This window comes from Halogranum gelatinilyticum, from assembly GCF_900103715.1.
Classification (GTDB): domain Archaea; phylum Halobacteriota; class Halobacteria; order Halobacteriales; family Haloferacaceae; genus Halogranum; species Halogranum gelatinilyticum.
In genome coordinates, this window is sequence record NZ_FNHL01000004.1 from 256,386 (window position 1) to 282,108 (window position 25,723).

Annotated in this window: 29 protein-coding genes; 16 read left to right on the forward strand and 13 right to left on the reverse strand. The window is 65.7% G+C overall.

The window, feature by feature from the left end; all coding sequences use genetic code 11:
• Nucleotides 1-3: 3 nt before the first annotated feature.
• Nucleotides 4-1,917, reverse strand: coding sequence for a hypothetical protein (locus tag BLR57_RS19030; RefSeq protein ID WP_139173370.1), 1,914 nt, complete (start codon nt 1,915-1,917; stop codon nt 4-6).
• A gap of 440 nt (nt 1,918-2,357) precedes the next feature.
• Between BLR57_RS19030 and BLR57_RS14695 the strand changes: the two genes are divergently transcribed.
• The gene (locus BLR57_RS14695; RefSeq protein WP_089698781.1) at nt 2,358-2,609 is read left to right on the forward strand and encodes a DUF7987 family protein; all 252 of its coding nucleotides are present in this window, start codon (nt 2,358-2,360) and stop codon (nt 2,607-2,609) included.
• A gap of 74 nt (nt 2,610-2,683) precedes the next feature.
• Here the strand turns inward: BLR57_RS14695 and BLR57_RS14700 are convergent, their stop codons facing one another.
• From BLR57_RS14700 to BLR57_RS14715, 4 genes are all read right to left on the reverse strand, one after another.
• A complete protein-coding gene (locus BLR57_RS14700) occupies nt 2,684-3,067 on the reverse strand; it encodes a DUF5811 family protein (RefSeq protein ID WP_089698782.1) in 384 nt (127 codons plus the stop codon).
• Between the two features lie 60 nt (nt 3,068-3,127).
• On the reverse strand, nt 3,128-3,598 hold the full coding sequence (locus BLR57_RS14705) for a pyruvoyl-dependent arginine decarboxylase (RefSeq protein ID WP_089698783.1): 471 nt from the start codon (nt 3,596-3,598) through the stop codon (nt 3,128-3,130).
• Between the two features lie 77 nt (nt 3,599-3,675).
• Complete coding sequence (locus tag BLR57_RS14710; protein WP_089698784.1) at nt 3,676-5,472, reverse strand: site-2 protease family protein; 1,797 nt, start codon at nt 5,470-5,472, stop codon at nt 3,676-3,678.
• Between the two features lie 90 nt (nt 5,473-5,562).
• On the reverse strand, nt 5,563-5,778 hold the full coding sequence (locus BLR57_RS14715; protein WP_089698785.1) for a hypothetical protein: 216 nt from the start codon (nt 5,776-5,778) through the stop codon (nt 5,563-5,565).
• Between the two features lie 161 nt (nt 5,779-5,939).
• Here BLR57_RS14715 and BLR57_RS14720 point away from each other — a divergent pair, with 161 nt between their 5' ends.
• The gene (locus tag BLR57_RS14720) at nt 5,940-6,488 is read left to right on the forward strand and encodes an LURP-one-related family protein (protein ID WP_089698786.1); all 549 of its coding nucleotides are present in this window, start codon (nt 5,940-5,942) and stop codon (nt 6,486-6,488) included.
• A gap of 68 nt (nt 6,489-6,556) precedes the next feature.
• On the opposite strand, the gene BLR57_RS14725 is transcribed toward BLR57_RS14720, so the two are convergent.
• The 3 genes from BLR57_RS14725 to pyrH form a co-directional block, all read right to left on the reverse strand.
• Complete coding sequence (locus BLR57_RS14725; protein WP_089698787.1) at nt 6,557-6,961, reverse strand: nuclear transport factor 2 family protein; 405 nt, start codon at nt 6,959-6,961, stop codon at nt 6,557-6,559.
• 93 nt (nt 6,962-7,054) lie between these two features.
• On the reverse strand, nt 7,055-8,767 hold the full coding sequence (gene lysS, locus BLR57_RS14730) for a lysine--tRNA ligase (protein WP_089698788.1): 1,713 nt from the start codon (nt 8,765-8,767) through the stop codon (nt 7,055-7,057).
• A complete protein-coding gene (gene pyrH, locus BLR57_RS14735; RefSeq protein ID WP_089698789.1) occupies nt 8,764-9,483 on the reverse strand; it encodes a UMP kinase in 720 nt (239 codons plus the stop codon). The genes lysS and pyrH overlap by 4 nt, the downstream gene beginning before the upstream one ends.
• A 137-nt stretch (nt 9,484-9,620) precedes the next feature.
• Between pyrH and BLR57_RS14740 the strand changes: the two genes are divergently transcribed.
• The 3 genes from BLR57_RS14740 to BLR57_RS14750 all read left to right on the forward strand — a co-directional run bounded on the left by BLR57_RS14740 (nt 9,621) and on the right by BLR57_RS14750 (nt 12,500).
• Nucleotides 9,621-10,415 carry a molybdopterin synthase gene (locus BLR57_RS14740; protein WP_089698790.1) on the forward strand — a complete coding sequence of 265 codons (795 nt, stop codon included), beginning with the start codon at nt 9,621-9,623 and terminating at the stop codon, nt 10,413-10,415.
• A gap of 397 nt (nt 10,416-10,812) precedes the next feature.
• Nucleotides 10,813-11,073, forward strand: a complete 261-nt coding sequence (locus BLR57_RS14745) for a DUF7123 family protein (RefSeq protein ID WP_089698791.1) — start codon at nt 10,813-10,815, stop codon at nt 11,071-11,073.
• A 200-nt stretch (nt 11,074-11,273) separates the two neighbouring features.
• Nucleotides 11,274-12,500 (forward strand): site-2 protease family protein, encoded by a 1,227-nt coding sequence (locus BLR57_RS14750; protein ID WP_089698792.1) that lies wholly within the window; start codon nt 11,274-11,276, stop codon nt 12,498-12,500.
• A 6-nt stretch (nt 12,501-12,506) separates the two neighbouring features.
• On the opposite strand, the gene BLR57_RS14755 is transcribed toward BLR57_RS14750, so the two are convergent.
• Nucleotides 12,507-12,725, reverse strand: a complete 219-nt coding sequence (locus BLR57_RS14755) for a hypothetical protein (RefSeq protein ID WP_089698793.1) — start codon at nt 12,723-12,725, stop codon at nt 12,507-12,509.
• Nucleotides 12,726-12,780: 55 nt separating this feature from the next.
• On the reverse strand, nt 12,781-13,185 hold the full coding sequence (locus BLR57_RS14760) for a hypothetical protein (RefSeq protein WP_089698794.1): 405 nt from the start codon (nt 13,183-13,185) through the stop codon (nt 12,781-12,783).
• Between the two features lie 214 nt (nt 13,186-13,399).
• Between BLR57_RS14760 and BLR57_RS14765 the strand changes: the two genes are divergently transcribed.
• Nucleotides 13,400-13,909, forward strand: a complete 510-nt coding sequence (locus tag BLR57_RS14765; protein ID WP_089698795.1) for a DUF3592 domain-containing protein — start codon at nt 13,400-13,402, stop codon at nt 13,907-13,909.
• Here BLR57_RS14765 and thiL read toward each other — a convergent pair.
• The gene (gene thiL, locus BLR57_RS14770) at nt 13,890-14,774 is read right to left on the reverse strand and encodes a thiamine-phosphate kinase (RefSeq protein WP_089698796.1); all 885 of its coding nucleotides are present in this window, start codon (nt 14,772-14,774) and stop codon (nt 13,890-13,892) included. The two genes, BLR57_RS14765 and thiL, sit on opposite strands and share 20 nt — an antisense overlap.
• A 122-nt stretch (nt 14,775-14,896) precedes the next feature.
• Here thiL and BLR57_RS14775 point away from each other — a divergent pair, with 122 nt between their 5' ends.
• The 4 genes from BLR57_RS14775 (at nt 14,897) to BLR57_RS14790 (ending at nt 17,473) form a co-directional block, all read left to right on the forward strand.
• A complete protein-coding gene (locus BLR57_RS14775) occupies nt 14,897-15,934 on the forward strand; it encodes a lysylphosphatidylglycerol synthase transmembrane domain-containing protein (protein WP_089698797.1) in 1,038 nt (345 codons plus the stop codon).
• Nucleotides 15,935-15,973: 39 nt separating this feature from the next.
• Nucleotides 15,974-16,429, forward strand: coding sequence for a 30S ribosomal protein S19e (locus BLR57_RS14780; RefSeq protein ID WP_089698798.1), 456 nt, complete (start codon nt 15,974-15,976; stop codon nt 16,427-16,429).
• 93 nt (nt 16,430-16,522) lie between these two features.
• Nucleotides 16,523-16,882, forward strand: coding sequence for a DNA-binding protein (locus tag BLR57_RS14785; RefSeq protein ID WP_089698799.1), 360 nt, complete (start codon nt 16,523-16,525; stop codon nt 16,880-16,882).
• On the forward strand, nt 16,883-17,473 hold the full coding sequence (locus tag BLR57_RS14790) for a DUF7411 family protein (RefSeq protein WP_089698800.1): 591 nt from the start codon (nt 16,883-16,885) through the stop codon (nt 17,471-17,473).
• Nucleotides 17,474-17,589: 116 nt separating this feature from the next.
• On the opposite strand, the gene BLR57_RS14795 is transcribed toward BLR57_RS14790, so the two are convergent.
• Nucleotides 17,590-17,943 (reverse strand): magnetosome magnetite crystal formation protein family, encoded by a 354-nt coding sequence (locus BLR57_RS14795; protein WP_170830658.1) that lies wholly within the window; start codon nt 17,941-17,943, stop codon nt 17,590-17,592.
• Nucleotides 17,944-18,101: 158 nt separating this feature from the next.
• On the opposite strand from BLR57_RS14795, the gene BLR57_RS14800 reads away from it, so the two are divergent.
• From BLR57_RS14800 to truA, 5 genes are all read left to right on the forward strand, one after another.
• On the forward strand, nt 18,102-18,983 hold the full coding sequence (locus BLR57_RS14800) for a DMT family transporter (protein ID WP_089698802.1): 882 nt from the start codon (nt 18,102-18,104) through the stop codon (nt 18,981-18,983).
• 51 nt (nt 18,984-19,034) lie between these two features.
• Nucleotides 19,035-20,330 (forward strand): histidine--tRNA ligase, encoded by a 1,296-nt coding sequence (gene hisS / locus BLR57_RS14805; RefSeq protein ID WP_089698803.1) that lies wholly within the window; start codon nt 19,035-19,037, stop codon nt 20,328-20,330.
• Nucleotides 20,331-20,413: 83 nt separating this feature from the next.
• The gene (locus BLR57_RS14810; RefSeq protein ID WP_089699081.1) at nt 20,414-20,842 is read left to right on the forward strand and encodes a universal stress protein; all 429 of its coding nucleotides are present in this window, start codon (nt 20,414-20,416) and stop codon (nt 20,840-20,842) included.
• A 100-nt stretch (nt 20,843-20,942) separates the two neighbouring features.
• On the forward strand, nt 20,943-21,377 hold the full coding sequence (locus BLR57_RS14815) for a universal stress protein (protein ID WP_089698804.1): 435 nt from the start codon (nt 20,943-20,945) through the stop codon (nt 21,375-21,377).
• Between the two features lie 43 nt (nt 21,378-21,420).
• On the forward strand, nt 21,421-22,281 hold the full coding sequence (gene truA, locus BLR57_RS14820) for a tRNA pseudouridine(38-40) synthase TruA (RefSeq protein ID WP_089698805.1): 861 nt from the start codon (nt 21,421-21,423) through the stop codon (nt 22,279-22,281).
• A gap of 51 nt (nt 22,282-22,332) precedes the next feature.
• Here truA and BLR57_RS14825 read toward each other — a convergent pair whose 3' ends face one another.
• Entirely contained in the window at nt 22,333-23,697 is a 1,365-nt protein-coding gene (locus BLR57_RS14825) for a M28 family peptidase (protein ID WP_089698806.1), read from the reverse strand.
• Nucleotides 23,698-23,858: 161 nt separating this feature from the next.
• Between BLR57_RS14825 and pepF the strand changes: the two genes are divergently transcribed.
• Nucleotides 23,859-25,661: an oligoendopeptidase F gene (pepF, locus tag BLR57_RS14830; RefSeq protein ID WP_089698807.1), complete on the forward strand. Its 1,803-nt coding sequence runs from the start codon at nt 23,859-23,861 to the stop codon at nt 25,659-25,661.
• The last annotated feature ends 62 nt before the right edge of the window (nt 25,662-25,723 follow it).

Genomic DNA, 25,723 nt, shown 5'->3' on the forward strand with positions numbered 1-25,723 from the left:
TAATTATCGGTTGCGCTCGTCTTCGAAGAAGTAGAATGCAGCAGTGTCGAATGGGTTTACGAACAAGTCGCCGAAGTATCCGTCTCCTGGTGCTCTGATTTCTCCGTCTACGTCTGGTTCCCAACCATCATTAAGTGGAATATTCGTTGTGAGATCGAACTCAGTTAAATCTGACCACGCAACAAGTCGTCGTGACGGATTGTCTATCATGTGGCGATTGAAGCCAATCGATGGGTATGGTTCCGTACATTCAACATCTGTGTATTTGTAATCGACTTCTCTCGCACTTCGACCAGATTCTTCGAATCTATCATAGCCAGCGATGGGTATCTCAGGGATTTCTGAGAGCATTTCAGGAATGTCGAGGTTATGGAAGCCTGCGAATATGTGGTCGAGTCCTTGGGATACATCCGTTCTGACCATTACAGGGTGTTTTCCTGTCATCCAATGCCCGACACCGATGAACAACATCGTTGACGTTACACAGTCCGAACCAGGGATATCTCTAGCCGTCGTGTCACGAAGAAACATATTCACGATTGTTTCTTCGGGTGTTTGTTGGTATAAGCTGATTGTAAACTGATAATCTAAATCTCCAACAAATGCTTTAAGCGTCGTTAATTTTCGGAATTCGATTGATTCAAATGTATTAGCATATGGCTTGTTTTCGATAGCTTCTGAGAACTTTTCACCCCAACGTCGAGCAAAACTTCTCCCAACGCAAAATTTTACTGGATTAACTGTCCGCAGCTCATCGGGTTCAAACGGGTCATCGTAGCCAACTTGTTCGTGTAGCGCCCCTCTGATGAATGCATCTGAGGCAGGACTTGCGTCTTGTGCAACATGAGAAACCTCCCTCGGACTTGCCCTACTCTCACCGTATTCGTCTTTATCGACGATCATGCTTCCACCGAAGTCTTGTTTATTTTCGACTTCTTTCTGACGTACCCCACCCGTCCCAACGGACCAGTTATTGGCAGGGTTGAACAGTTTCATCGTTGGAGGTGAGTTGAAATATATAGATTCAAGATACTCTAGTGCTGATAATTCAAGATTGAGAACAGTCCAATCACAGTATGCCCCGAGAATATCACCTTCATCATCGGTTGCGAATTTGCGGTCTAATACAGGTGACCTGATGACAACAGTCATTTGAATATCATAGAGGTCAAACCAGTCGTCTCCATCTGCTGTCTGTGTGGTATACTGCGTCATATCGAGCGCAGGCATATTGAACGACGGCTCGTCAGGCTCGGAATACCATATTTCGACCTTCTGTTTTTGTCCCCGTGGGTCAGACCAGTCGCCAGGGGGCACATATGGGGGGCCAAGCTCTCTGAGCGTCTGCTCGTCTCTCGCCACGTTGTCGAAGGGGAGGTAGACCACATCGCTCCTGCCGAGGACGATCTCTGGGGCGTCCAGCTGTGGGCTGGCGAACCTGACTTCCAGCATCCGTGGGACGTTCATCAGGTCCTCACCGAACTCCAACGACATCTCATGTTCCTGTGAACTCCCCCTGAAACTGGCTCCCGTCTCGCCGAGGACAACCTCATCGTCCCCGATAGGTGTCTTCCCGTAGACTCGAAGGGTCCCCTCTACTGCCTCTTCGGGTTGTTGATTGGGTAGGAGACCGTTCTTTAGGGAGAACTGGAGCGAGTCCAGCGTTGCCTCGCCGAGTTCCAGTTCGTATCCTTCGACCACTTCGAGTTGCGTCCGAGCTCGCTGGAGGTCTTCGCTTCCCCAGACTTCCTCTTCGATCAGGCCGAGGTCTTGGCCGACATCTCGTGCTGTACCAGCACAGCCAGCCGTCCCCGTGGCCGCCGCCGTCGCTCCCGCCGCAAGGAATCTCCGTCGAGAGAGGGGTTCCGAATATCGAACTTCATCAGGAGAAGACGGCTCGTCAGACTCGTCGCTCATTGTGAAAGTCAGTACGTTGAGAAATGAAAAGTGCTCGGGTAATCATCAACATCTATTCTACGAGGAATGGCTCATCGCTCGTCTGAAACAATGGAGGATGCAGAAACGAGCGTCTGCTGTCGATGACGGGTTTGTCTATGATTCTGATACAATCAGCGACCTAATTCTGGGGGACGTAGTTTTAGATTGATTTTCGGCTCGAAAGGTCGCAATCCCGTTTCCAAGAATACCTCGAAAGCCCACGCGCAACAGCCACATCCGCCCCAACCGACTGCGTCCCCAGAACGCTCTGCGTTCTGGTGTGCAGACGAGACGCGAAGCGTCTCGTCAACGTTCCTCGGTCGCTTCGCTCCTTGCGGTACTCATCCCTCGCGAGAGCGAAGCTCTCGCTGCCCTTCGTTCGCTACGCTCACGAAGACCTCGCACGAGTGTTACGCGGCATGAAAGCCGCGAAGCCACGCGCCAAGTGGCTGGTCAAGAGTCAGCTAAATACGATTGGAAAGACGACACGAACCATGGTCTCCCGCGAAAACAAACTCATCACCGGATTCGTCCTCGTCGCGTTCGTGTTACTCTTCGTCCTGTCACAGTACACGTCACTCGCCTTCGAGTGGGTTATGGGGGTCGTATTCCTCGTCGGGATCCTCATCCCACAGATACTACTCCAGTACACGAACCTCGGAGCGGAGTAGTGCCTCGGGGTATCGACCGAAGTATCAAAGTCAGATCACCGAACCAACGCGAACAGGAAGGAGAACCGCGCCGATTATCGAGCCGTCTGTGCGACGCCGTCGCCGACGGCGTTCATGACCTGCATGGCCGCGCTGGCGGCCAGTCCGCGGGCGACCTCGCGGCGGTCGGCGTCGTCGAGACCGGATTCGAGGTCGTCGAGGTCCGGCGTGAAGCCGGCGCTGACGGGGTGGCCGGCGGGCGGGTGGACCGCCACCGTCGCCTGCGGGCCGTTCGAGCCGTAGGAGAGTTCCGACCCGATAGCGTAGCTGTCGGGGAGGTACGTCCGCGTCGTCGAGACGATCTGGGCGACGGCACGGCGGAGCATCCGTCGCTGCTCGGGTGTCAGTTCGACGTCTTTCGACGGCTGTCCAGCCTCGACCACGCCGGGTGCACCCGCGTACGGATTGTTTCCATTCATAAGGGAGATGCTACCAGACGTAAGGGAGAACTGGTTAAAAAGGCGTCGGAGGAGGCGGTTTTAGAGAATCGGCTCGCTCTGCCCGTATGCCGCGAGCGTCAGGGCCGTGGTGTAGCCCTCGCCGTCGGCCTCCGCGGTCGTGACGAGCACCTCCTCGTCGTCGAAGGTCCACTCGCGGAGGTCGCGACCCGCGTCGAGACCGGCGCGGACGGTCGCCTCGACTTTCTCGGGGTCGCTCCCGTCGGCCTCGTAGAACAGCCCCGGTCCCGGCCCGGTCGCCCAGCCGAGCCCGGCGGCGACGGTCCCCGCCTCGCCCGTCGTCGCCTTTGCCTGCACGACCGTGAGACGGTTGCCCGCGGGGCCGAGGTCCGGGGCGGTCTCGACGGCTTCGACCGTCGCGTCGGCGGGGATGACGGAGGAGACGGTGACGAGATTGTAGTTGTGGACGTTCGCCGCGGCGAGTGCGGCGTCGTAGGAAGCCATCGCCGTGGGGGCGGTGGCCGTGCCGCTGACGACGTAGATTGTACCCATTGGCGAGACTGAGACGACCGAGGCAAGAAGCGGTTACGGAATCCGCCGGCAGCGTCGGTATCCGGCGACAGGGCGAATCAGGACAGGAGCTGCGGCCCGAAGACCATCAGGACGAGTGCCGCGAGCATCGTCACGCCGATGGAGGTCGTGATGGTCCGGACGATGGGCCGGGGGTCGTTGACGGGCAGCCTGGAGACGACCGCCTCGACACAGGCGCGCATGATGCGGCCGCCGTCGAGCGGATAGCCCGGAATACAGTTGAACAGCCCGAGCTGGAGGTTGATCCACGCCGTCCAGAAGAGGACGTTGGCGAGGACGAACACGCCGCCGCCGAGGACCGCGAGCGGTCCCTGGACGACGTAGAAGTTGACCACCTCGGGGGTGAAGCCGGGGAAGTTGTACGGAAGCCCGAAGACGCTCGCCAGCGGCAGGATGAGCGCGACGTAAGCCAGCCCGAGGAACGAGTCGAGCACGCCCGAGAGCTGGATGCCCGAGAGGTCGCTCCCCACGTCGCCACCGAGCAGCGCGAGATAGGTCGCCGCAGGGTACGACTGGATGCCGAAGTCAGAGAGCACCAGCCCGCTCGTGCCCTGTGCGAGACCCAGAACCCCGAGAAGACCGTTGCCGTCCTGTTCGTTCGTCCCGAGCGTCACCGTATAGGTCGAAAGCGAGCCCTCGGTGTAGGCTTGGACTTCGACGGTGTCGCCGGGGGCGGTCCCGTCGAGCAGTCGCGTCAGGTCCGCGCGGGAGGTCACCCGCTCGCCGCCGAAGCCGGTGACGACCACGCTGGCGTTCTCGGGAGCACCCGCCTCCGCGAGCGGCCCGTCCGGAGCCACCTCCACGGCGTAGGCACCGACAGGGACGACGCGCTCACCCTCCGTGGTCTCGATTCGGGCCAGCGGCCGGTCAGCCACCGCGTCCTCGAAGGCCGCCTGCGTGTAGACTTCAGTGCCGTTCACCGCGAGCACCCGGACCGGGTCGGCGTCCTGTTGCACAGTGATTCCGGCGGGGTTCCCTTGGACGGAGCCGACGACGACGAGCGACCGTTCGACTTGGACCGTCCGCTCACCGTTGACCTCGACGTCGACCGCCCGGTCGGGGGTCGACGCCAGCGCGTCGTCGAACGTCGAGTCGTTCGAGACAGGCATCCCAGCGACGGCCGTGATGCGGTCGCCGCCGCCGATATCCGCCTCTGCAGCGGGCGTCCCGTCGTAGGCACCCGCGACGGCGACGCCAGGGGCGACGCCGATGGCACCGACGACCGGGCCGAAGAGCAGCGCGAAGGCGACGATGGTGACGACGAAGTTGTTCGTCACGCCCGCGGCGAACATCCGGGTTCGGCCGCCGCGGTCGGCCTTTCGCTGGCTCTCCTCGTTCGGTTCGACGAACGCGCCGATGGGGAGGATGGTGAGGAGGACGACGCCCATCGACTCGATGTCGATGTCTTCGACCCGACAAAGCAGGCCGTGGCCGCCCTCGTGGACGACGAGCCCCACGAGGAGACCGAGGACGATCTCGGGAGCCATCGAGAGGGGAAGGAAGTCGTTGACGCCGGGGATGACGAGGAAGTTCCGCGGTTGGTTGACCTGGGTGACCTGGGGGCTCTGGACCGTCGCGATGGCCGCCTGGAGGAACAGGAAGAACGAGCCGACCATGACGACGAGCGCGACGCCGACGCCGACGTTGCTGTAGGCGCGCCAGAACCGTTTCGGCCCGGCGAGCCAGTTGAGAAACGCTCGACCCCGTTTCGTGTGGATCGTCGTGAGCGGTCCCTGGAGACGGACGGATGACGGAAGCAACCCACGCGACTGCAGTGAGAGAGCGATGACTGAGTACAGGAGGACGCCGCCGAGTACCCAGAGCAGCGGATTCATTAGCCGAAACGAGGGCGTGACGCGCAAAAGGCGTTCGGGTTAGCGAGTCGCACGACACCACCGTCGGGCGACGGCGTTCGTGTGACGTGGCTACTTGTCGGCGACGACGGGGTCGTCGTGGATCTCGATGGTCGTCATCTCGCGGTCGCGACGACGCGCCCGGAGCCGACGGGCGAGTGCGACGCCAGCGACGCCAGCGACGACCGCGCCGCCGAGGAGGAGATAGCGGCCGAGTCGCCGGCCGTCGTCGTCGCTCGTGTCGTCCGGTTCCGCTCGGTCGGTCTGCTCGGTTTGTGGCAATTGCATGAAAGTCTCCTATCGAGAAGTCTTGCGAGTTGGCGGCGCGTGGTTCGACTCCGCCCTTTCAGGCCCGCACGGCCTGAACACCGGTAGTAAGGGAGATGTCGTTATAAAACTACTCGGTCGCAGCCACAACACTCAACAGGCTCACTCGCGGTCTTTTCACCGTGTTCGACGCCCGCCGTTACGAGGTCCGACAGAAGATTCGCATCGGCAACACGTACAACATCTACGAGGCGGGTGCCGACGAGCCCTTCCTCGAATCCGCCCAGAAGAAGTTCCGGCTGAAGGAGGACTTCCGGTTCGACGACCCCGAGACGGGCGAGGAACGGTTCCGCGTGAAGGCCGACAGCGTCCTCGACATCACCGCCGCCTACGACATCGTCGACAGCCGAACCGACGAGCGGGTCGGGTCGGTCAAACGCAGTGCCAAGTCCTTCTTCAAACACGAGTACGCCCTCCTCGGTCCCGACGGCGAGCAGGTCGCGACGGTGAAGGAGGACAGCTGGCTCCGAGCCGTGCTCCGACGCGGTCTCACGACGCTCATCCCCTTCTCCTACAACATCGAGGGATCGAACGGTGACCGTCTCGGCGACGTCTCCGGACAGTTCACGCCCGTCCGTGACCGCTACACCATCGACCTCGCTGACGACGGCCTGGACCCGCGGCTCGCCGTCATCGGGACAGTCGTCATCGACGCCATCGAGGAAAACTGACCGGTCTCGCCACGGCCGCGGACGTCGGCCGCGGACGTCGGCCGGGGCACAGCATTTCTCGGCGGAGTCTATCGCGAGAGGACGCGGAGAAACTCGGCCGTATCCGTGTGGTTGGTGAACTGGAGGACGAGACCGTCGTGCAGGTCACAGACGTGCGCGAACGGGATCTCGAACGTCGTCCCCGCGGCCGTCGTTCCGACGAACATCCCCTCGACGACGACCGTCTCGCCGCCGTCGACGAACCGGCCGGGGCGGACCTCAAACCGTCGGTAGGCGGCCTTGAGCGGGGCGAACACCTGTGAGACGACTGCGGCCGGGCTGCGGTACCGTCCCCCGGAGAGGGGGTCGCCACGCGGTTCGATCCAGGTCACGTCCGGATCCATCCCGGCCAGAACCGTGTCGATGTCGCCGCGGTTGAAGGCGTCGTACAGCGCCGAGACGGTCGCGACGTTGTCCGTCGTCGTCGTTGCCATAGCCGAAAGACGTGTCCCAAAAAGATAGTCGCTCGTTCCGTTCGGAAGACAGGACCGCGGGCGACGGACGTGTCGGCGCGGGCGTGCCGACGGTTACTCTTCGCGACGGAGTCGCTTCACGACGAACTCGGAGTCGAGTTCGCCGAGGAACGTCCCGAGGCGCGGTCCCTGCGTCGCGTCGAAGAACAGCCGGTAGCCGGCCTGGAAGAAGTCGCCCGTCGCGACGTCGTTTCGCTTCGCCGTCTCGTAGATTTCGCCCTGAATCTCCTCGCCCGTGTGGCCCTCGTCGACGAAGTCAGCCAGTTCGTCGAGCGCGGCGGCTACCTCGCTGTCGAAGTCTGTCTCGGGCAGTTCGACCTGCAGGCGGTAGTTGTACTCGTTGTCGAGGCGTTCGGCCCACGTGCGGGCCTTCTCGACGCGCTTCATCGCCTCCTCGATGGCCCACTCGGGCGTGTCGTCGGTGATGTGGCCCTCGTTGCGCGCCATCTGCTCGCGGAGGTCCTCGTCGTCGGTCATGCCGAGGACGGCCGCGAAGGTGTAGGGGAGTCGGACGCGCTCCTCGCGTACGTCGTCGACGGTGAAGGGATACGCGCGGTCGGCGAGTCGCTTCAGGTCGTCGTCTTCCACTTCGTCGAAGTAGATACGCTCGAAGCGGTCGAACTCGTCGACCAGTTGATCGAGTCGGGAGATGTCGAAGTCCTTCGCCTTCTTCGGGTTGCGGACGAAGAAGTACCGCAGCACCTCGGGTTCGAGGAGTTCCAGTACCTCGTGGACGGTCACGACGTTACCGGAGGAAGAAGAGAGTGCCTCGCCGTTGAGCGTGAACCACTCGTACGTCATCGGCACGGGTGGCTGGATGTGCAGGAAGTTCTCGGCGATATCCTTGCCCGAGGGCCACGAGCCTTCGGCGTGGTCCTTGCCGAACGGCTCGAAGTCGACGCCGAGGACCTGCCACTGGCCGGGCCACTCGAAGCGCCACGGCAGCTTGCCCTCGCGGAACGTCGCGGTCCCCTCGTGGCCACAGCCGTCGATCTGCTGGCCGCCGGCTTCGAGGCCTTCACAGACGTAGTCGACGGACTCGTTCTCGACGTCGACGCCCGTGATGTTCGTCGTCAGGACGCCGCACTCCGAACACTGCGCCTGGAACGGGACGTAGTCCTCGTCGATCTTGTCCTGGTACTCGGCGAGAATCTCGCGGGCCTCGTCCTGGTGTTCGAGGACGTATTCGACCACGTCGTCGAACGTCCCCTCACGGTAGAGTTCCGTGTTCGAGAGCATCTCGACGGGTACGTCGAGCATCTCGGCACTCTGGTGCAAGAGATCGGTAAAGTGCGCGCCGTAGGAGTCGTGGTCGCCGAAGGGGTCCGGAATGTCGGTGTAGGGCTTGCCGAGGTTGCGGCCGAGCGCGCCCGCGTCGACCTCGCCGAGACCGACGATGTTCCAGTCGGAGTCCGCGAGCTGTCGGGGGACCTTCCGAAGGGCGTCCTTGTCGTCGCTGGTGAAGACCTGCCGGACCTCGTGGCCGCGCTCGCGGAGGACTTCCGCGACGAAGAAGCCGCGCAGAATCTCGTTGAAGTGGCCGAGATGAGGGATGCCCGAGGGTGAGACGCCGCCCTTGATGACGATGGGTTCGTCGGGGTCGCGTGCCTCGATTTCGTCCGCCACTTCGTCGGCCCAGAAGGCGTGGTGGCCGTCGCCGCCCTCGTCGGGGTCGACGGTCTGCGCGCCGGTCGACTGGGCCTTGTCGCCACCGGCCGACTGCGGGCTGTCGGTCCCGCTCTCTTGGGAGGACTCGTCCGCGCTCATCGCTGTGCCCAGTAGCTCGGTTCCGTGCCGGTCCCTTCGGGGATGACGTCCGTCCCGTTGTGCTCGCCGCGGAGGACGGCCTGTTCGACGCGTTCGGGGTCGTTGCCGTCGAGGACGATGGTGCGCATTCCGGCGCGTTCGATGAGCTTCGTCGCCAGCAGGTCGACCGGCGCGGAGGAACCCGCGTCCCGGCTCATCGGGGCGACGATGTCGACGAGTTCCGAGGGCGTCATCTCGTCGAATTTGACTGCCTCGGGGTTCGTCTTCGGGTCCGAGTCGTAGACGCCGTTCGCGCTCGTCGCGTAGACGAGCAGGTCGGCGTTGACGTACTCGGCGAGTGCGGCGGCGACGGCGTCGGTCGTCTGGCCAGGCATGACGCCGCCCATCACGCTCACGTCGCCGCGGCGGATGGAGTCGCCCGCCGCCTCGTAGTTCTTTGCGACCTTCGGGTCGACGCCCGAGTCGAGCGCGGCGATGAGCAGCCGCGCGTTGATGCGCGTCACGTCGATGCCGATCTGGTCGAGCTGGACCTCGTTCGCCCCGAGTTCGCGAGCGGCACCGATATACTCGCGGGCGACCCCGCCGCCGCCGACGACGACGCCGAGTTCACAGCCCTCGCGGGCCAGCGACTCGACGACCGCTGCGTGTCCCTCCACGCGCTCGGGGTCGAGTTCCGGCGCGAGCACACTACCGCCGATAGAAACCACGACTCTCATTGCACCGGAATTGCCGGGTTTCGGGCTTAAGGGTTATCAAGTCGAGGACGGTCTGTGGGGGCGAGTCACGGGGGCGGACCGCAGAGGCGAGGCAGGCCGAAGCAACACTAAAGCCCCTCCGTCGCCGCCTTCGACGCATGAAGCTCCTCTCGTTCGTCGGCGACGACGCCGACCAGGTTGCCGAACGCCTCGCTCCGCGGCTCGACGGCCGCGTCGCCACGGTCGAACGGCTCCCCGAGCGCGCGGCCGGAACCGACACCGACGGCGTCGACGGCGCGTTCGGTCTCGCCGACGACGGCGCGTGGGTCGGCGCGGGCGACGACCGGTCGCTCTCCGACCTTCTCGACGCGCTCGCACCGGAGTACGACTACGCCCTGCTCTCGGGCTTTCCGGAGGCGCGCGCACCCGCCGTGGTCGTCGGCGACGTGGATATCGAAACTCGCGGTGACGTCGTCGCAGCGGTGAAATCCCCTGCCGACGCCGACCTCGATGAACTCGCGAAACACGCCGACGACGGCGAGGCGTACGTCACTCTCGACACGCTCGTCGAACGGGTCAAACGGTCGCCGCGGGCGGACTACGCCGGGGCCATCGCGACCTTCACGGGTCGCGTCCGGGCGAAAGAAGACGCAGAGGACGCACGGACGACCCATCTGGCCTTCGAGAAGTACGAGGGCGTCGCCGAAGACCGGATGGCGGCCATCTCGGCGGAGTTGACCGAGCGCGAGGGCGTCGAGGAGGTCGTCATGCACCACCGGACGGGCGTCATCGAGGACGGCGAGGACATCGTCTTCGTCGTCGTCCTCGCGGGGCACCGTACCGAGTCGTTCCGGGCCGTCGAGGACGGCATCAACCGACTCAAGGACGAGGTTCCCATCTTCAAGAAGGAGACGACGGTCGACGAGGAGTTCTGGGTCCACGACCGCCAGTAGCGTGTCGGACAGCGCGTTGATAGCGCGGCAAGCGGCGCGAGTGTGCTACGCAGCGCGGCGATAGCGTTTCGAGCAGCGTGTCGATGGCACGGCGACGACACGGTGAGCAGGGACTGCCGACGCCGCGCACGGACGGAGACCACCGGCGTCTGACGGCAACAGTTGCCGTCTCTCGGCAGTTTCAGGGCCAAATCCGGGGCGAAAAGGACCATATGGTATCGCAGAACGAATGGCAAAAAGAAAGCGTCAGATAGAGTTCTAAACGTTCTAAACGTCTCTCAAAAGTTCGTAAAAGGTTCACTTTCGTCGAATTTGACCTGAAAGAGACCGAACTCCCTCTAACGTTCCTCACTTTATATACTCCCGAAGTGGCTTAGCGAGAAGCGAGGACAAAGACATGAGCGCAACCGTACACCCCTCCACCGAAAGCCCGACCAAAGAAGAGCGTCTGAAGCAGTTCCTCCTGAACAAGGCGCAGAACGGCGAGCTCTACTTCAAGAGCAAGTTCATCGCCGAGGAAGTCGGTCTTTCACCCAAAGAGATCGGCGCGCTGATGGTCAAGCTCCGTGACTCCGCGACCGACCTCACGGTCGAGAAGTGGTCCTACACGAGCGCGACCACGTGGCGCGTCGAACCAGCCGCAGGCGACGCCGCCTAGAGCGTATCGGTCCCCGACAGAGACCCGAGTAGTGGCCTCACGCGAGCCGTCGGCCGCGAGCACGCCGCCCCGCCGCTCGCCCGCGACGGCTCGTTCCCCGCTTTTCCCCGTCGACACCGGTCGTCAGTGGCGACACCGTCGGAGTAGCCTCCGGCCGTCGTCACGGGCTTTATACAGCCGCGACGCGTAGCGGCGGGACGATGGATTCGGTCGATTCGTCCGAGACCACCCCGCCGACGGAAGTCCTCTCTTCCGTCTTCCACCTCTACGAGTGCCGCCGGGACGGCGACCGGCTTCTCTACTACGGTGAGGTGCTCGTCCCCGAGCGGATGCTCCTCCGCGAAATCTGGCCCGCGTTCCGGTCTGCTGGCTACGAGGTCCAACTCGCCCAGACCGACCGCGCACAGGACGTCCTCGTCGCTCGCCCGCTCGACACGCCGGACGGCAGCCTGCCGTGGAAGAACCTGCTGTTGCTCGCGCTGACGATCTGTTCGACGCTGTTCGTCGGCGCGACCGCGTGGTACTACGTCCCCGCTTCGGAGATCTTCGCGAACCCGCTGTCGGCCCTCCAGGCGTGGCCGTTCACGGCCGCCGTCCTCGGCGTCCTCCTCGTCCACGAACTGGGCCACTACGCGATGGCGCGCTACCACGGCGTCGACGTCTCCTTACCGTACGTCATTCCCTTCATCTTCCCGTTCGGGACGATGGGGGCGATCATCCGGATGCGCGGGCAGATGCCCGACCGGAAGTCGCTGTTCGACATCGGCGTCGCCGGGCCGCTGGCTGGGCTTGCGGCGACGATCGTCATCACGGTCATCGGCCTCTCGCTCGACCCGATAACCGTCCCCGAGCGCGTGCTCTCGGGCGGTGGCGAGGTCATCGTCTTCAACAATCCGCCCCTGCTCGACATCATCGCGGTCCTCATCAACCAGCCCGTCGCCTACGGCACGGCCGCGTCGCCAGCGACGAACGTCCCGCTCAACCCCGTCGGGGCGGCGATTCTCGACCTCATCGGCCAGCCTAGCGTGAGCGACCGGACGGGCGTGACGGTGCATCCGGTCATCATCGGCGGCTGGGTCGGGATGTTCTTTACCGTCCTCAATCTGCTCCCCGTCGGCCAACTCGACGGCGGCCACATGCTCCGGGCGATGCTCGGTGAACGCCAGGAGACGGTGGCGGCGATGGTGCCGCTCGCGCTGTTCGGTCTGTCGGCGTATCTCTACTACGGCCGCGGGCTGAGCATCAACGAGTCGGTCGGGCTGTGGGCCTTCTGGGGGCTGTTCTCGACGTTCATCGCGTTCAACGGTCCGGCCCACCCCATCGACGACACCGGGCTCGACGCGAAACGCATGGCCGTGGGTGTCTTCACGTTCCTCCTCGGCCTGCTCTGTTTCATGCTCGTGCCGATTCAGCTCCTCGGTGCCTGAGGCGAGTCAGTCGCTTCCCGGCGTCCTCGGGACCAGCCGTCGGAACACGCGGACAGCAGGCAGCAAGAGACACAGTGCGACCACGAGGAACAGTGGGACGCGTGCCTCGTTCGGGACACCAAGCCAAACCAGTCCAGCGGTGAGTCCGAAGGAGAGCCCGACGTAGCCGAGGAAGGCGAGCGTGACCGGGAGGAACCCGTGGCTCGGAGCGGGGGCTTCGTACAAATGTCAGCGTGTTTTCCCGGAGCGGTAAGTCTTGTGTGGGGTCGTGGTATCGCCTTCACTCGCTCACGTGTGAACCCGGAGTCGGTCGGCTCTCGTCACCGTCGGACGGCCGGTTCTCCACGTCGACGGCGAACTCGACGGCGAGTCCCGCGCTCGCGTAGCCGACACTGATGAGAAGCAAACTCAGCGCGAGGCGGTGGCCGAGCGCGAGCGGGAGTCCCTGTACCCCGAGGAACGCTGTGGCGGTGACGAGACCGGCGAGCGCGCCGGACCACCGATTGCCGCTCGCCCCCCAGACGTCCCAGCGACGGGCCATCGTCCAGCCAGCGACGCCGGTCACGAGACCGAAGACGAGCGCGAACAACGGCCCCGTCGGGAAGGCGACGAGTCCGACTGTTCCGGCGAGGAGAGCGGCGACGGTGCCGACGAGGCGAGGGCGGGAGCCGTTGGACGGATTCATACCACGAACCACCGATGTGAGCGTGAAAAGGCTTCATCCCCTTCCAGTGCTGTTTTCACTGACAGGACGCACAGTCGAACCGATGACGACCCTCCAAATCGCACGGGCTGTCGCGACCGCGACGTCTCGGCAACCGCGTCGGCGACCCGCCAACGGACAGCGTCGGCGACGACGGACGAAACCGAACGGGACAGGGAGCGGAGGTGGCCGGTAGATGGCCGACGACAGCGGCCTCAGTATCGACGGCCCGGAGACGCTGCGTGGCGCGCTCGTCGTGCTCGTGTTCGGGTGCGCGCTTGCGGGATACGGCGTCTACGACTACGTCCAGCAGGACGACGCGGTGCGTGATGCGGTCGAAGTCGACGCGACGATAACCGACGTCGGCGTCGAGACGAGATCGACGACCGGGTCGAGCGACGTCGAGTACCAGCCGACCGTCAGATACAGCTACGAGTACGAGGGTGAGTCCTACGCCGGAACGGACCTGTTCGCGGCGTCGATCCCGCCGAGCTACGACACCGAGTCGGCGGCCGAGGAGGTCGTCGCGGGCTACGAGACGGGGGAGACGGTGACAGCCTACGTCCCTCCGGACGACCCGAATGACGCGTTCGTGCGGACGGAGCGGTCGAACAGCCCGCTGCTCGCCGCCGGGATCGGCGGGATACTCGCGCTCCTCGGCGGTGCCTCCGCGGCGAAGCGCGTCACTACTCGCTCGCGTGCGTGAACCCACGGTCCGGCAAGGGGTCGCCGTCGGCGACGACGCCCGTCTCCGAGTCGGTGACGGTCCCGATTCGGGTCACGTCGACGTCGAGTGCTGACTGGACGGTGTCGACTCGGTCGTCGGGAACGGTGAACACGAGTTCGAAATCCTCGCCGAAATGCAGCGCGCACTCCCGTCTGTCGGCGGCGTCGTTGGTGACCTCGTCGACGGCAGGGTCGACGGGCACGCGGTCGAAGGCGACGTCGAAGCCACAGTCGCTCGCCTCGGCGAGTTGGTGGAGTGAGCGGGCAAGCCCGTCGCTGGAGTCCATCATCGCCGTCGCGTGGTCGCGGAGCCGAACCCCGGCGTCGACCCGCGGCGTGAACTGGAAGAGGTCGTTGCCGCGCTCGGCGTCGCCCTCGTCGAAAAAGCGGAGCGCGGCGGCACTCCGGCCGAGCGTGCCGGTGACGCAGACGGCGTCGCCGGGGGTCGCCCCGCTCCGGAGGACGGGGTCGTCGGCGTCGCCGATGGCGGTCGTGGCGACGGTGAACTCCTCGTGGCCGTCGAGGTCGCCGCCGACGTACTCAGCGTCGACGGCGGTACAGACGTCGCGAGCACCCGAGAGGAAGGCACGGAGGTCGGCCTCGTCGAATTCGGGGGAAGCGTAGACTGCGACGGCCGCCGTCGCCTGCGCCCCCATCGCGGCGACATCCGAGAGCGAGGCCCCGACGGCCCGCCACCCGGCGGTGTAGCGCGTCGTCCCCGCCGGGAAGTCCGTCGTCTCGTGGAGCATATCGGTCGTGATGACCGTGCCGTCGACGACGGCGGCGTCGTCGCCAGCACCGGGGAGGTCCATAGCGAGCATCCGCAGGGCCGTACGCTCGTCCATGCACGGGCCTACGACGCCGGGGGTGTAAAAGCTCCGAGACGGGAGTGGGGTAGGCGAGAGACGAACCGACGACAGGGGCCGGTTCCGGTGGCTTAAAGCCGTCAGTGGGCGACGGTCGGGACATGGCAAACGAGCGACTGCGGACGACAGTGCTCGGGTTCGCACTGACGTTTGCCGTCTTCGCCGCGCTGTTCTATTTCGCCGGAACCGACCGGTTGGTCTCCCAGTTACAGATGGCCGAGACGAGCCTCGTCGTCGCCGTCGTCGGCATCACGCTCCTGTGGCTGTCGGCGTGGAGTCTCTCGCTCAAGGTCGTCCTCGACGTGCTCGGCGTCGACGTCTCGGCCGTGAAGACCTTCTTCATCTTCGCGGGCGCGATGTTCTCGAACAACATCACGCCGTTCGGCCAGGCCGGTGGCGAGCCGGTGACCGCGTTGCTCATCTCGCGGACGGCCGACGCGGAGTACGAGACCGGTCTCGCGGCCATCGCGAGCGTCGACACGCTCAACTTCGTCCCCTCCATCACCATCGCGCTGTTCGGCGCGGGCTACTTCGTCACGGAGACGACGCTCGTGGCGAGCGACTCGCGCATCGAGATGGCGGTCATCGCCATCGTCGCCCTCGCGGTCGCCGTCCCCGGTATCCTCTATCTGGGGTGGCAGAACCGCTACGAGATCGAACGTCGGGCGATCCGACGGCTGACGCCCACGATTCGGTGGGTGACCGAGAAGCTCCCCCGGGTGTCCGTCCCGACCGCCGAGAGCATCGAGGGACGCGTCAACCGGTTCTTCCGGGCCATCGAGCGGGTGGCGACGAACCGCCGCGGGCTAGCTCTCGCTCTGGGGCTGTCGGCACTCGGCTGGTTCTGCCAGATGGTGGCGCTCTGGGTCGCGTTCCAGGCCATCGGCGTTCCCATCAAGCTCTCGTTGGCGATGTTCGTCGTCCCCATCGGTGCCATCGCGGGCGTGACGCCGCTGCCGGGCGGGGCCGGTGGCATCGAGTGGGTGTTGGCGACGCTGCTCGCGGCGGCGACTGGTCCTGCCATCGGCTTCGCGACGGCGACGGCCGCGGTCATCGTCTATCGGGGTGCGGTCTACTGGGTCCCGACGCTGCTCGGGGGGGCCGTGATGGGCGTTCTCAGCGTCCGTGGACGGGCCTAATACGATGGCTTTTTACAGCGATACCATGAAATCGTTGTTATGGTAACCCTCTACGACGTGCCGGCGGACGAGCTCATCGACGAGCTCGCCGTCCGACTCGAGGACCGTATCGAAGCACCCGAATGGGCGCAGTTCACGAAGACGGGCTCCGGCAAGGAGCTGCCGCCGCAGGACGACGACTTCTGGTTCGTCCGCGCGGGCAGCCTGCTCCGTAAGGTCGCCACGAAGGGGCCCATCGGGATGGAGCGACTCGCCGTCGAGTACGGCTCGAAGAAGCGCGGTTCGAACCGCTACAGCGTCTCGAAGGCCAAGACCTCGACCGGCGCGAAGAAGATCAACCGCGTCATTCTCCAGCAGCTCGAAGAGGAGGGTCTCGTCGAGACCGCACAGGGCGAGGGCCGCCGCATCACCGCCGAGGGTCGCAGCTTCCTCGACGAGGTCGCTGGCGACGTGCTCGAACAGCTCGACCGTCCCGAGCTGGAACGCTACGCGTAGAGTTTCACACACGGATTCGCTTTCTTCGACCTCGACTCGGTAGCGGTCGCGCTGTCCGTAATCGTTTTCCTGCCGAAGCGGGAACCATGAGCCATGAGTGGGAACCCTGACGACGACCGACTGGAGGAGCTTCGCCAGAAGAAGATGCAGGAACTGCAGGACCAAGCCGAACAACAACAGCAGCAGGGCGGCGGCGAGGCCGACGAGGCCGCCCGCCAGCAGGCCGAAGCGCAGAAGGACGCGCTGCTCCGGAAGTTCCTGACCGACGGCGCGCGCCAGCGGCTCAACGCCGTCCAGATGTCCAAGCCTGACTTCGCCGAACAGGTCGAACAGCAGGTCCTCGCGCTCGCACAGAGCGGGCGCATCCAGGGCCAGATCGACGAAGAGCAGATGAAGAGCATCCTGAAGGAACTCAAGCCCGACTCCAAGAGCTTCGACATCCGGCGCCGGTAGATGGAGCTGGCGCTTCTGTACAGCGGCGGCAAGGACTCCTCGTTAGCCGCTTTGCTGCTCGATACGTTCTACGACGTCCGGCTCGTGACCGCCCATTTCGACGTGACCGACGACTGGCAACACGCCGAGCGCGCCGCCGAGACGCTGGGCTTCCCGTTCGAGACGCTCGAACTCGACACCGACGTCGCTCGGACGGCGGCCGAACGGATGTACGAGGACGGCTACCCGCGCAACGGTATCCAGACCGTCCACGAACACGCGCTCGAACGCGTCGCCGAGTGGGACGTCGACGCCGTCGCCGACGGCACCCGCCGCGACGACCGCGTCCCGACCGTCTCGCGTGCGCAGGCGCAGAGCCTCGAAGACCGCCACGGCGTCGACTATCTCTCGCCGCTGTCGGGCTTCGGCCGCCACGCCGTCGACCGGCTCGTCGAGACGGCACTCGACGTGCAGACTGGACCGAGCGAGGAGATTCCCCGCGCCGACTACGAGGCCGAACTCCGCGTCGTCCTGACCGACAACTACGGTCCCGAGGCCGTCGCCGAGGTCTTCCCCGACCACACGCAGACGTACGTACGTGGTCGGCAGTAAGTCGTCGGCCGCTACCACCGTCCGTGGTCGGCAGTAAGTCGTCGGCCGCTACCACCGTCCGTGGTCGGCAGTAATCGCCGACAACTACCACCGTCCCTGGCTGACGGACACCGTTCTCAGACGAACTTACGAGCGAAGGGATAGCTCCAAGCGTTCCCACGGAGCGCCTGCACCGTCGCCCAGCCACAGCAGAGAACGTCGAGAAAGAGTAGACCGAAGATAGCGAACCCGGGGACGATACTGACGAGGTCCCAGGGGGAAACGGTGAAGCAGAACGTCAGTAGGAAGAGCGCGAACAGGACGAACAGCTGCCAGTTGAGTGCGTTGCGCGCGTTCGACGTCGAGAACCGCCGACGCGACAGGAAGAAGACGAGGGCCGTGCCGAACACGCCGAACACGAATCCGATTGCGTGAACGATGACGCCCGTCGCAGTTCTGTCTTCCTCGTCTCGGACGTTCGTGGAGGGCATGGCTTCGATTCGGATGTGGAATTGTTGATGTAAAGAAGTTCGTTTCGAACCGTCTCGGAGACGCGCCATCACCCTGCCAGTAGCCGAGAGACTCGTTCACAGGGCTCAATTGGCAGGGAATTCGAACCGCTCTTAGGCCCGTAACCTGACCGACAACCGTGGACCCCGGAATTCTCTACTCTCTCGTTGCCGCACTCCTGTGGGGCGTCCAGATCGTCGCCCTGAAGCGCTACTTCGACGGCTACTCCGCATACGCGCTGCCCGTCCTCATCAACGGCTTTGCCGCGCTCACCTTCGCCCCCTTCGCGGTCGCGACGACGTCGCCCGCGGAGCTACCGTCGCTTGCGACGTTCACGCCCGTCGCCATCGGCGCGATTCTCCTCACCGTCGTCGCCATCGGCGGCGCGTTCATCACCTTCCTGCAGGCACTCGAAATCGGCGAGGTGTCGTACGTCGCCCCCATCAACAAGCTCGCGCCGGTGTTCGTCCTGCCCATCGAAGTCGCGCTCTTGGGCGCGGTGCTCGGCCCGCTGGAACTCGCGGGCGTCGGCGTCGCGACCCTCGCGGTCTACGTCGCCAACTACGAACCCGGCGAACTCGTCGAGCCGATCAAGCGCGCAGCGTACTCGAAGCCCGCCCAACTCGCGCTCTTGAGTGCCGCTGGCTGGGGCGTCGGCGACGTGGGGAAACGCGTCGCCCTGCAGGAACTCGCGCTGCCGCCGCAGCTGTGGGTGCCGCTGCTCGAAGTCGGCGTCGTCCTCGTGCTCCTGCCGGTTGCGTTCCGAAAACTCCCCTCGTGGAGCCAGCTCCGCCCCGACCTGCCGAAGTTCCTCGCGCTCGGCGCGCTCGTCGCCTCCGCGGAGTTCGTCACGTCGCTGGCGTTCGGACTCATCCCCGCCAGCATCGCGTCGCCGGTCATCAACACCCAAGCGGTGGTCGCGGTCGTCCTCGGTGGGCTCCTCTTGGGCGAGGAGAACCTCGGCATCCGGCTCGTCGCCGCGCTGCTCGCCGTGGCCGGCGTCGGCCTACTCGCACTCTGAGGCCGTCGCGAAAGGGCAGGCTTGAAGCGCGCCTGTCTCGAATCCTCGCCCATGTACGACCGACTCAAGGGCTTCCGCGACTTCTACCCCGAAGAGATGGGGTCGCGTCGGCAGGTCTTCGACGCGATGGAGGACACCGCGGCCCGCTACGGCTTCCGTGAAATCGGGACGCCCACGCTCGAACGGACGCAGATGTACGTCGACAAATCGGGCGAGGAGATCGTCGACGAACTCTACGCCTTCACCGACAAGGGCGGCCGTGACGTCACCCTCACCCCCGAACTGACGCCGACCGTCGCCCGGATGGTCGTCGCCAAGCAACAGGCACTCTCGAAGCCCATCAAGTGGGTCTCGACGCGACCCTTCTGGCGCTACGAGCAGGTCCAGCAGGGCCGCTTCCGCGAGTTCTACCAGACCAACGTCGACATCTTCGGCTCCAGCGAACCCGAGGCCGACGCCGAGATTCTGGCGTTCGCCGCCGACACGCTGTTCGACCTCGGCCTCTCCGCCGACGACTTCGAGTTCCGCGTCAGCCACCGCGACATCCTCTCCGGCCTCCTCGACGCCTTCGACGCCGACGTCAACAGCCGCGACGCCATCCGCGCGGTCGACAAGCGCGCCAAAATCGAGGACGCGGAGTATCTCGGTCTCCTGCAGGACGCCGGTCTCTCGGCCAGCCAGGCCCAGCAGTTCGACGACCTCATCACCGCAGGCAATCTCGACGCCATCGCCGACTTCGGCGACGAAGACCTCGCCGACGCGGTCGACAACCTCCGGAACGTCCTCGACGCCGCGGAGGACTTTGGCGCGGGCGACGTGACCACGCTGTCGCTGACGACGGCCCGCGGGCTGGACTACTACACCGGCGTCGTCTTCGAGTGCTTCGACACGACGGGCGAGGTCTCCCGCGCCGTCTTCGGCGGCGGCCGCTACGACGACCTCATCGAGGACTTCGGCGGCCAGCCGACGCCCGCCGTCGGTGTCGCCCTCGGCGACGCGACGCTCCAACTGCTCCTCCAGCGCGCGGACGCGTGGCCCGACGAGGAACTGCGGACGGACTACTACGTCCTGCAGGTCGGCGACACCCGCGAGACGGCCGCCCGCGTCGCCCGCGACCTCCGCGAGGAGGGCAACGTCGTCGAGTCGGACGTCGCCGGCCGCAGCTTCGGCGCGCAGATGAACTACGCCGACGGCATCAACGCGAAGACCGTCGTCATCGTCGGCGAACAGGACCTCGCGAACGGCGAGGTGACGGTCAAGGACATGGAGAGCGGCGACCAGACGACCGTGCCGGTCGACGAGTTCCCCGGCGACCTCGACGCGCCGACGTACGAGGACTTCGAGTGAGCAGTCATCCGGTTCTCGCCGACTGAGAACCGCCACCGACGCTTAATCCGGTCTGTCTCGTCTCTCTAGACGTGGTGACGACGATGTACGACACGATTCTAGTTCCGACAGACGGCAGTGACGCAGCGATGAACGCGGTCGACCACGCGGTCGACCTCGCCCGGCAGTACGACGCGACGCTCCACGTGCTGGCCGTCGTCGACCCGACGTCGTTCAGCACGCTCGACGTCGACCCCAGCACCGTCGTCGTCGCGATGGAGCGGCAGGCCCGCGAGGCGGCCCAGCGGGTCGAGACTGTGGCCGAGGAGGCCGGTGTCGCAATCGAGACGGCCGTCGTCCGCGGCGACCCCGCCCGGACCATCACGACCTACGCGACCGACAACGAGGCCGACCTCGTCGTCATGGGCACCCACGGCCGGAGCGGTCTCGACCGCTATCTCCTCGGCAGCGTGACCGAGCGGGTCGTCCGAACCGCGGACGTTCCCGTCCTCACCGTCCGCTACGAGGAGTAACCGGCTACTGCGGGGCGTCGCCAGCCGCGACGGAGCGTTGCCGACGGCGAGAGGGGGGAGTCGAGGCGGCGTTTATCTCGTTTTCCGACGTATCTCCCGTATGAACACACAGTACGAGCGGATCCTGGTCCCCACCGACGGAAGTGCCGAAGCGGAGGCGGCCGTCGCACACGCGGTCGAACTCGCCGCCCGCTACGACGCGGCACTCCACGCCCTCTCGGTCGTCGACGTGAGCAACTTCAGAGGTCTCGACGTCGACAGCGTCATCGTCGACGGCTTCGAGGAGGAGGCGCGGGCGGCCGTCGACCGTGTCGCCGACGCGGCCACCGAGGCGGGCGTCACGGCCGAGACGGCAGTCGTCCACGGCGCGGCCGGCGAGGAGATCTTGGCGTACGTCGCGACCCACGACGTGGACCTCGTCGTCGTCGGGACGCGGGGGCGTCACGGACTGGAGGGACTCCTCCTCGGCAGCGTCGCCGAGCGGGTCGTCCGCCACGCCGACGTGCCCGTCCTCACCGTCCAATACGACGAGTGAGTGAATCCGCGGCCGTTAAGCGCGCCGCCGGAAATCCACGAGTATGCCCACGCGTGCGTTCCGCGTCGCATACGACGGCCGCCCCTTCTACGGCTTCCAGCGACAGCCCGACGTGCCGACCGTCGAGGACACCCTGTTCGACGCGCTCCGCCGACTCGACGTGCTCGCCGACGACGCCAACAAACCCGCGGGCTACGCGGCCGCCGGGCGGACCGACGCTGGTGTCTCCGCCGTCGCCCAGACTGTCGCCTTCGAGTGCCCCGACTGGGCGACGCCGCGGGCACTGAACAGCGAGCTACCGGGGACGGTCCGCGCGTGGGCCGCCGCCGACGTCGCCGACGGCTTCCACGCGACCCACGACGCCGTCGCCCGGCGGTACAGCTACTATCTCTACGCGCCCGAATCCGGCGTCGACGCGCTCGACGGCCGCGGTGGCGTCGACGACGAGCGGGCGCGGGCCGCGCTCGACGCGCTCTGCGGCGAACACGACTTCCACAACCTCACGCTCGACGACACCGGGACCGTCCGCGAGCTGTCGGGCGAGCTGACCCGTGACGGCGACTTCCTCGTCGTTCGAGTCGAAGCGGGGGGGTTCGCCCGCGAACTCGTCCGCCGCGTCGTCTCGCTCGTCCACGGCGTCGCGAGCGGCGACTCGGAGATGTCGAAAGTCGAGCGCGTGCTCGGTCCCGACCCCCTCGACGGTGCCGAGGGCGTTCCCTCCGCGCCGCCGACGCCGCTGGTGTTGACCGGGGTCGACTATCCCGACGTCGCGTTCACCGTCGACGAGATGGCCGCGGCGTCGACGCGGCAGGCGTTCGGCGAGGCGGCCGTCGCCGGGCGCGTGGCGGGGCGCGTCGCGACCGCGGTCCGGGCGGGCGTGCCGTCGACTCGCGGAGACGAGTGAGAGCAGCGGAGCCGAGTAGTCGGCGGCAGCCGGGAGACGTCAGCCGACAGCTCACCAGGCCGTCGGCCAGAGGTCGGCCGCCCGCATCCCGCGCTCGAAGTCGGCGTCGCGGAACGCCGCCGCCAACGCGTCGGTGTCGAGCCGTGCCGGGTCGCGTGCTGCGAGTTCACGGACTAACAGTGCCGTCAGCATTGCGTGTTCGCGGAGGTTTCTGGGGTCCACTTTGTCGCGGGTGTCGGCCGTCGTGTGTGCCCAGCCGCGGCCGCGCTCGCCGCTATCGCTGTGGAGTTGCAGTGACGGAACACCGCGCCGGACGAAGGGCCACTGGTCGCTGAAGGGATGTGGCTCCGGCTCGACGCGGATCGGCTGGCCTGTCTCGTCGGCGACCGTCCGGGCGACGTCGGCCGTCGACTCCGAGGTATGAGTCATCGCGACGAGGTCGCGGAACCGTCCCGCGCCGTCGACGTTGACGACGGCGGCGACGTCGTCGAGCGCGAGGCGGTCGGCAAGGGCCTCCGAGCCGACGAGACCGGTCTCCTCGCAGCCGACGGCCGCCACGCGGACGCGACGGTCGAGGTCCAACTGGGCGAGCAGCCGGGCGGCCGCGACGACGACCGCGATGCCACAGCCGTTGTCGAGCGCGCCTTCCGCGATGTCGTGGGCGTCGTAGTGCGCGAGCAGCAGCAGGTCGCCGTCGGCTCCGGCGTCATCCTCCCCTGACGCGGCACCGACGCTCCCGAGGACGTTCTGACTCGTCGCCGGGTCGGTCCGGGCGTCGACCGAGAGCCGGACGCGGCCGCCGCGGTCGGCGTAGTCGGTCAGCCACGCGCCCGTCTCTTTGGACACGCCGACCGCGATGGCGTCGGCCTCCTCGTCGAACCGGAGCGCGCCCGTCGGCGGCAGCTGTCCGGCGACGTGGTTGACGAAGACGAAGCCCAGTGCTCCGGCCTCGACGGCGTGGCCGAACTTCTCCATCCGGTGGACGAACCGGCCGCCGGAGGGGGTGGTCGTGCTGGCGACGGCTATCTTGCCGTCGACGTCGGCCTCGTCGACCTCCGCGGGCGTCCCGTGGCCGACGTCGACCAGTTCGCCCTCGACCTCGCCGGGCGGACAGTACGGCAGGGCGATGGTCTCGAAGGCACGCTCGTCGGGTTCGAGCAGGTCGAGGGAGGCAGAGCCGCGGGTCCAGCGGTTCGTGTCGAACTCGTGGAGATGGACGTCGTCGAGTCCGGCGTCGCGGAAGGCGTCGGCGACGAGGTCGGCGGCGCGGCGTTCGCCGTCGCTGCCGCCCATCCGGTTGCCGATGGCGGTGAGATCGGAGAGAAGCTCCCACGGGGTGTCGTCGAGCCACGCGCGGCCGAGAGCGGCGTCGCCGTGCTGCGTGTCGCCGGAGTCGTGTGCGTCGGTGTCGTCCATGGCGGTGGTTCAGAAAGGAGTGACAAAGGTTCGTGGGTGGCGGCGGGTGTGGTGGATGTGACGGCGGATTGGGCGGTGAATATGGCGACGGATGCGGCGAGTGAGGTGTGTGCGCAGCCGGTTTGGCAAGACTTACCACCACGTCTACCATCCCTGCGTCTATGAGTTCGGTTCCCGAGCGGAGCGACATCGACGAGGAGTACAAGTGGGATCTCGAGAGCATCTACGCCGACGACGAGGAGTGGGAGGCAGCCTTCGAGGACGTCGAAGAGCGCGTCGACGACATCCGTGCCTACGAGGGGCGCGTCACCGAGGACGCCGAGACGCTGCTGGAGGCACTCGAACTGGAGGAGGCGGTCATCCGCGACGTCTCGAAGGTCTCGTCGTACGCCCAACTCCGGAGCAGCGAGGACACGCGAAATCAGGAGTATCAGGCACTCTCCGCCCGCGCGCAGTCGCTGGCCTCGAAGGCCCAGAGTGCGGCGAGCTTCATCGAACCCGAGATTCAGCAGACCCTCGACGAGTCGGACGTCGCCGCGTTCGTCGACGACGAACCCGCGCTCGCGGAGTACCAGCACTACTTCGACGACGTGCTCCGGATGAAGCCCCACACCCGCTCGGCGGAGGTCGAGGAACTGCTCGCCGAACTGTCGGAAGTGACGGGCGCGCCGAGCGACATCTACTCGATGTTGTCGAACGCGGACATGACGTTCCCGACGGTCGAGAACCCCGAGGGCGAGGACGTCGAAATCTCGCAGGGCAACTTCACGAAGCTGCTGAAGCATCCGAACCGTGAGTTCCGCCAGACCGTCCACGAGGAGTTCTACGAGGAGTGGGCCGACGTCAGAAACGCGGTCGGCAGTTCGTTGAAAAACAGCGTGAAGACGGACGTCAAACTCGCTCGTGCCCGGAACTACGAGACGGCCCGCGAGGCAGCACTCGACGACCCGAACGTCCCGGTCGAGGTCTACGACAACCTGCTCAACACCGTCCGCGACAACCTCGGCTACCTCCACCGTCACGCCGACCTGAAGCGGCAGGCCATCGACGCCGACGAACTGCAGATGTGGGATCTCTATATGTCGCTGACGGGCGACGAAGGGCCCGAAATCCCGTACGAGCAGGCCAAGGAGTACATCGTCGAGGCCGTCGCGCCGCTCGGCGAGGACTACCAAGAGCGCGTCGCGGAGGGCCTGGAGAACCGCTGGGTCGACGTCTACGAGAACCGCGGCAAGCGCTCGGGTGCCTACTCCGCGGGGACCTACGACACCCAGCCGTTCATCATGATGAACTACCAGGACGACATCACCTCGATGTTTACCCTAGCTCACGAGTTGGGCCACTCGCTGCACTCGGAGCTGTCGAAGGAGGCCCAGCCGTGGCAGTATTCGGGCTACGAGATCTTCGTCGCCGAGGTCGCCTCGACGGTCAACGAGACGCTCCTGACGCACTATCTCTTGGAGAACGTCGAAGACGACGAACTCCGGACGCACGTGCTCGACGAGTATCTCGAGCGCGTCCGGTCGACGCTCTACCGCCAGACGATGTTCGCCGACTTCGAGCAGCAGATCCACGAGGTCGCCGAGGACGGCGGCGCGCTGACGCCCGACACGTTCGACGAACTCTACGGCAACCTGAAAGCTGAGTTCTACGAGCCCGCCGTCGTCGACGACGCCATCCGCCGCGAGTGGATGCGCATCCCGCACTTCTACTACTCCTACTACGTCTACCAGTACTCGACGGGTATCAGCGCGGCCGTCTCCATCGTGGAGCGCATCCGCGAAGAGGGCGACGACGCCGCCGCCGACTATCTGGACGCACTGGAGATGGGTGGGGCGGCCTACCCGATGGAGATTCTGGAGACCGCCGGCGTCGACATGGCCTCGCCGGAACCCATCGAGGAGGCACTGGCCGTCTACGGCGACTACCTCGAACGGATGGCCGACCTGCTCGACCTCGACTGAGCACCGAGCCGTTCTCTCTCGATCGAGCGACTGTCTCGAACGGCGGACAGTATCACCGGAGA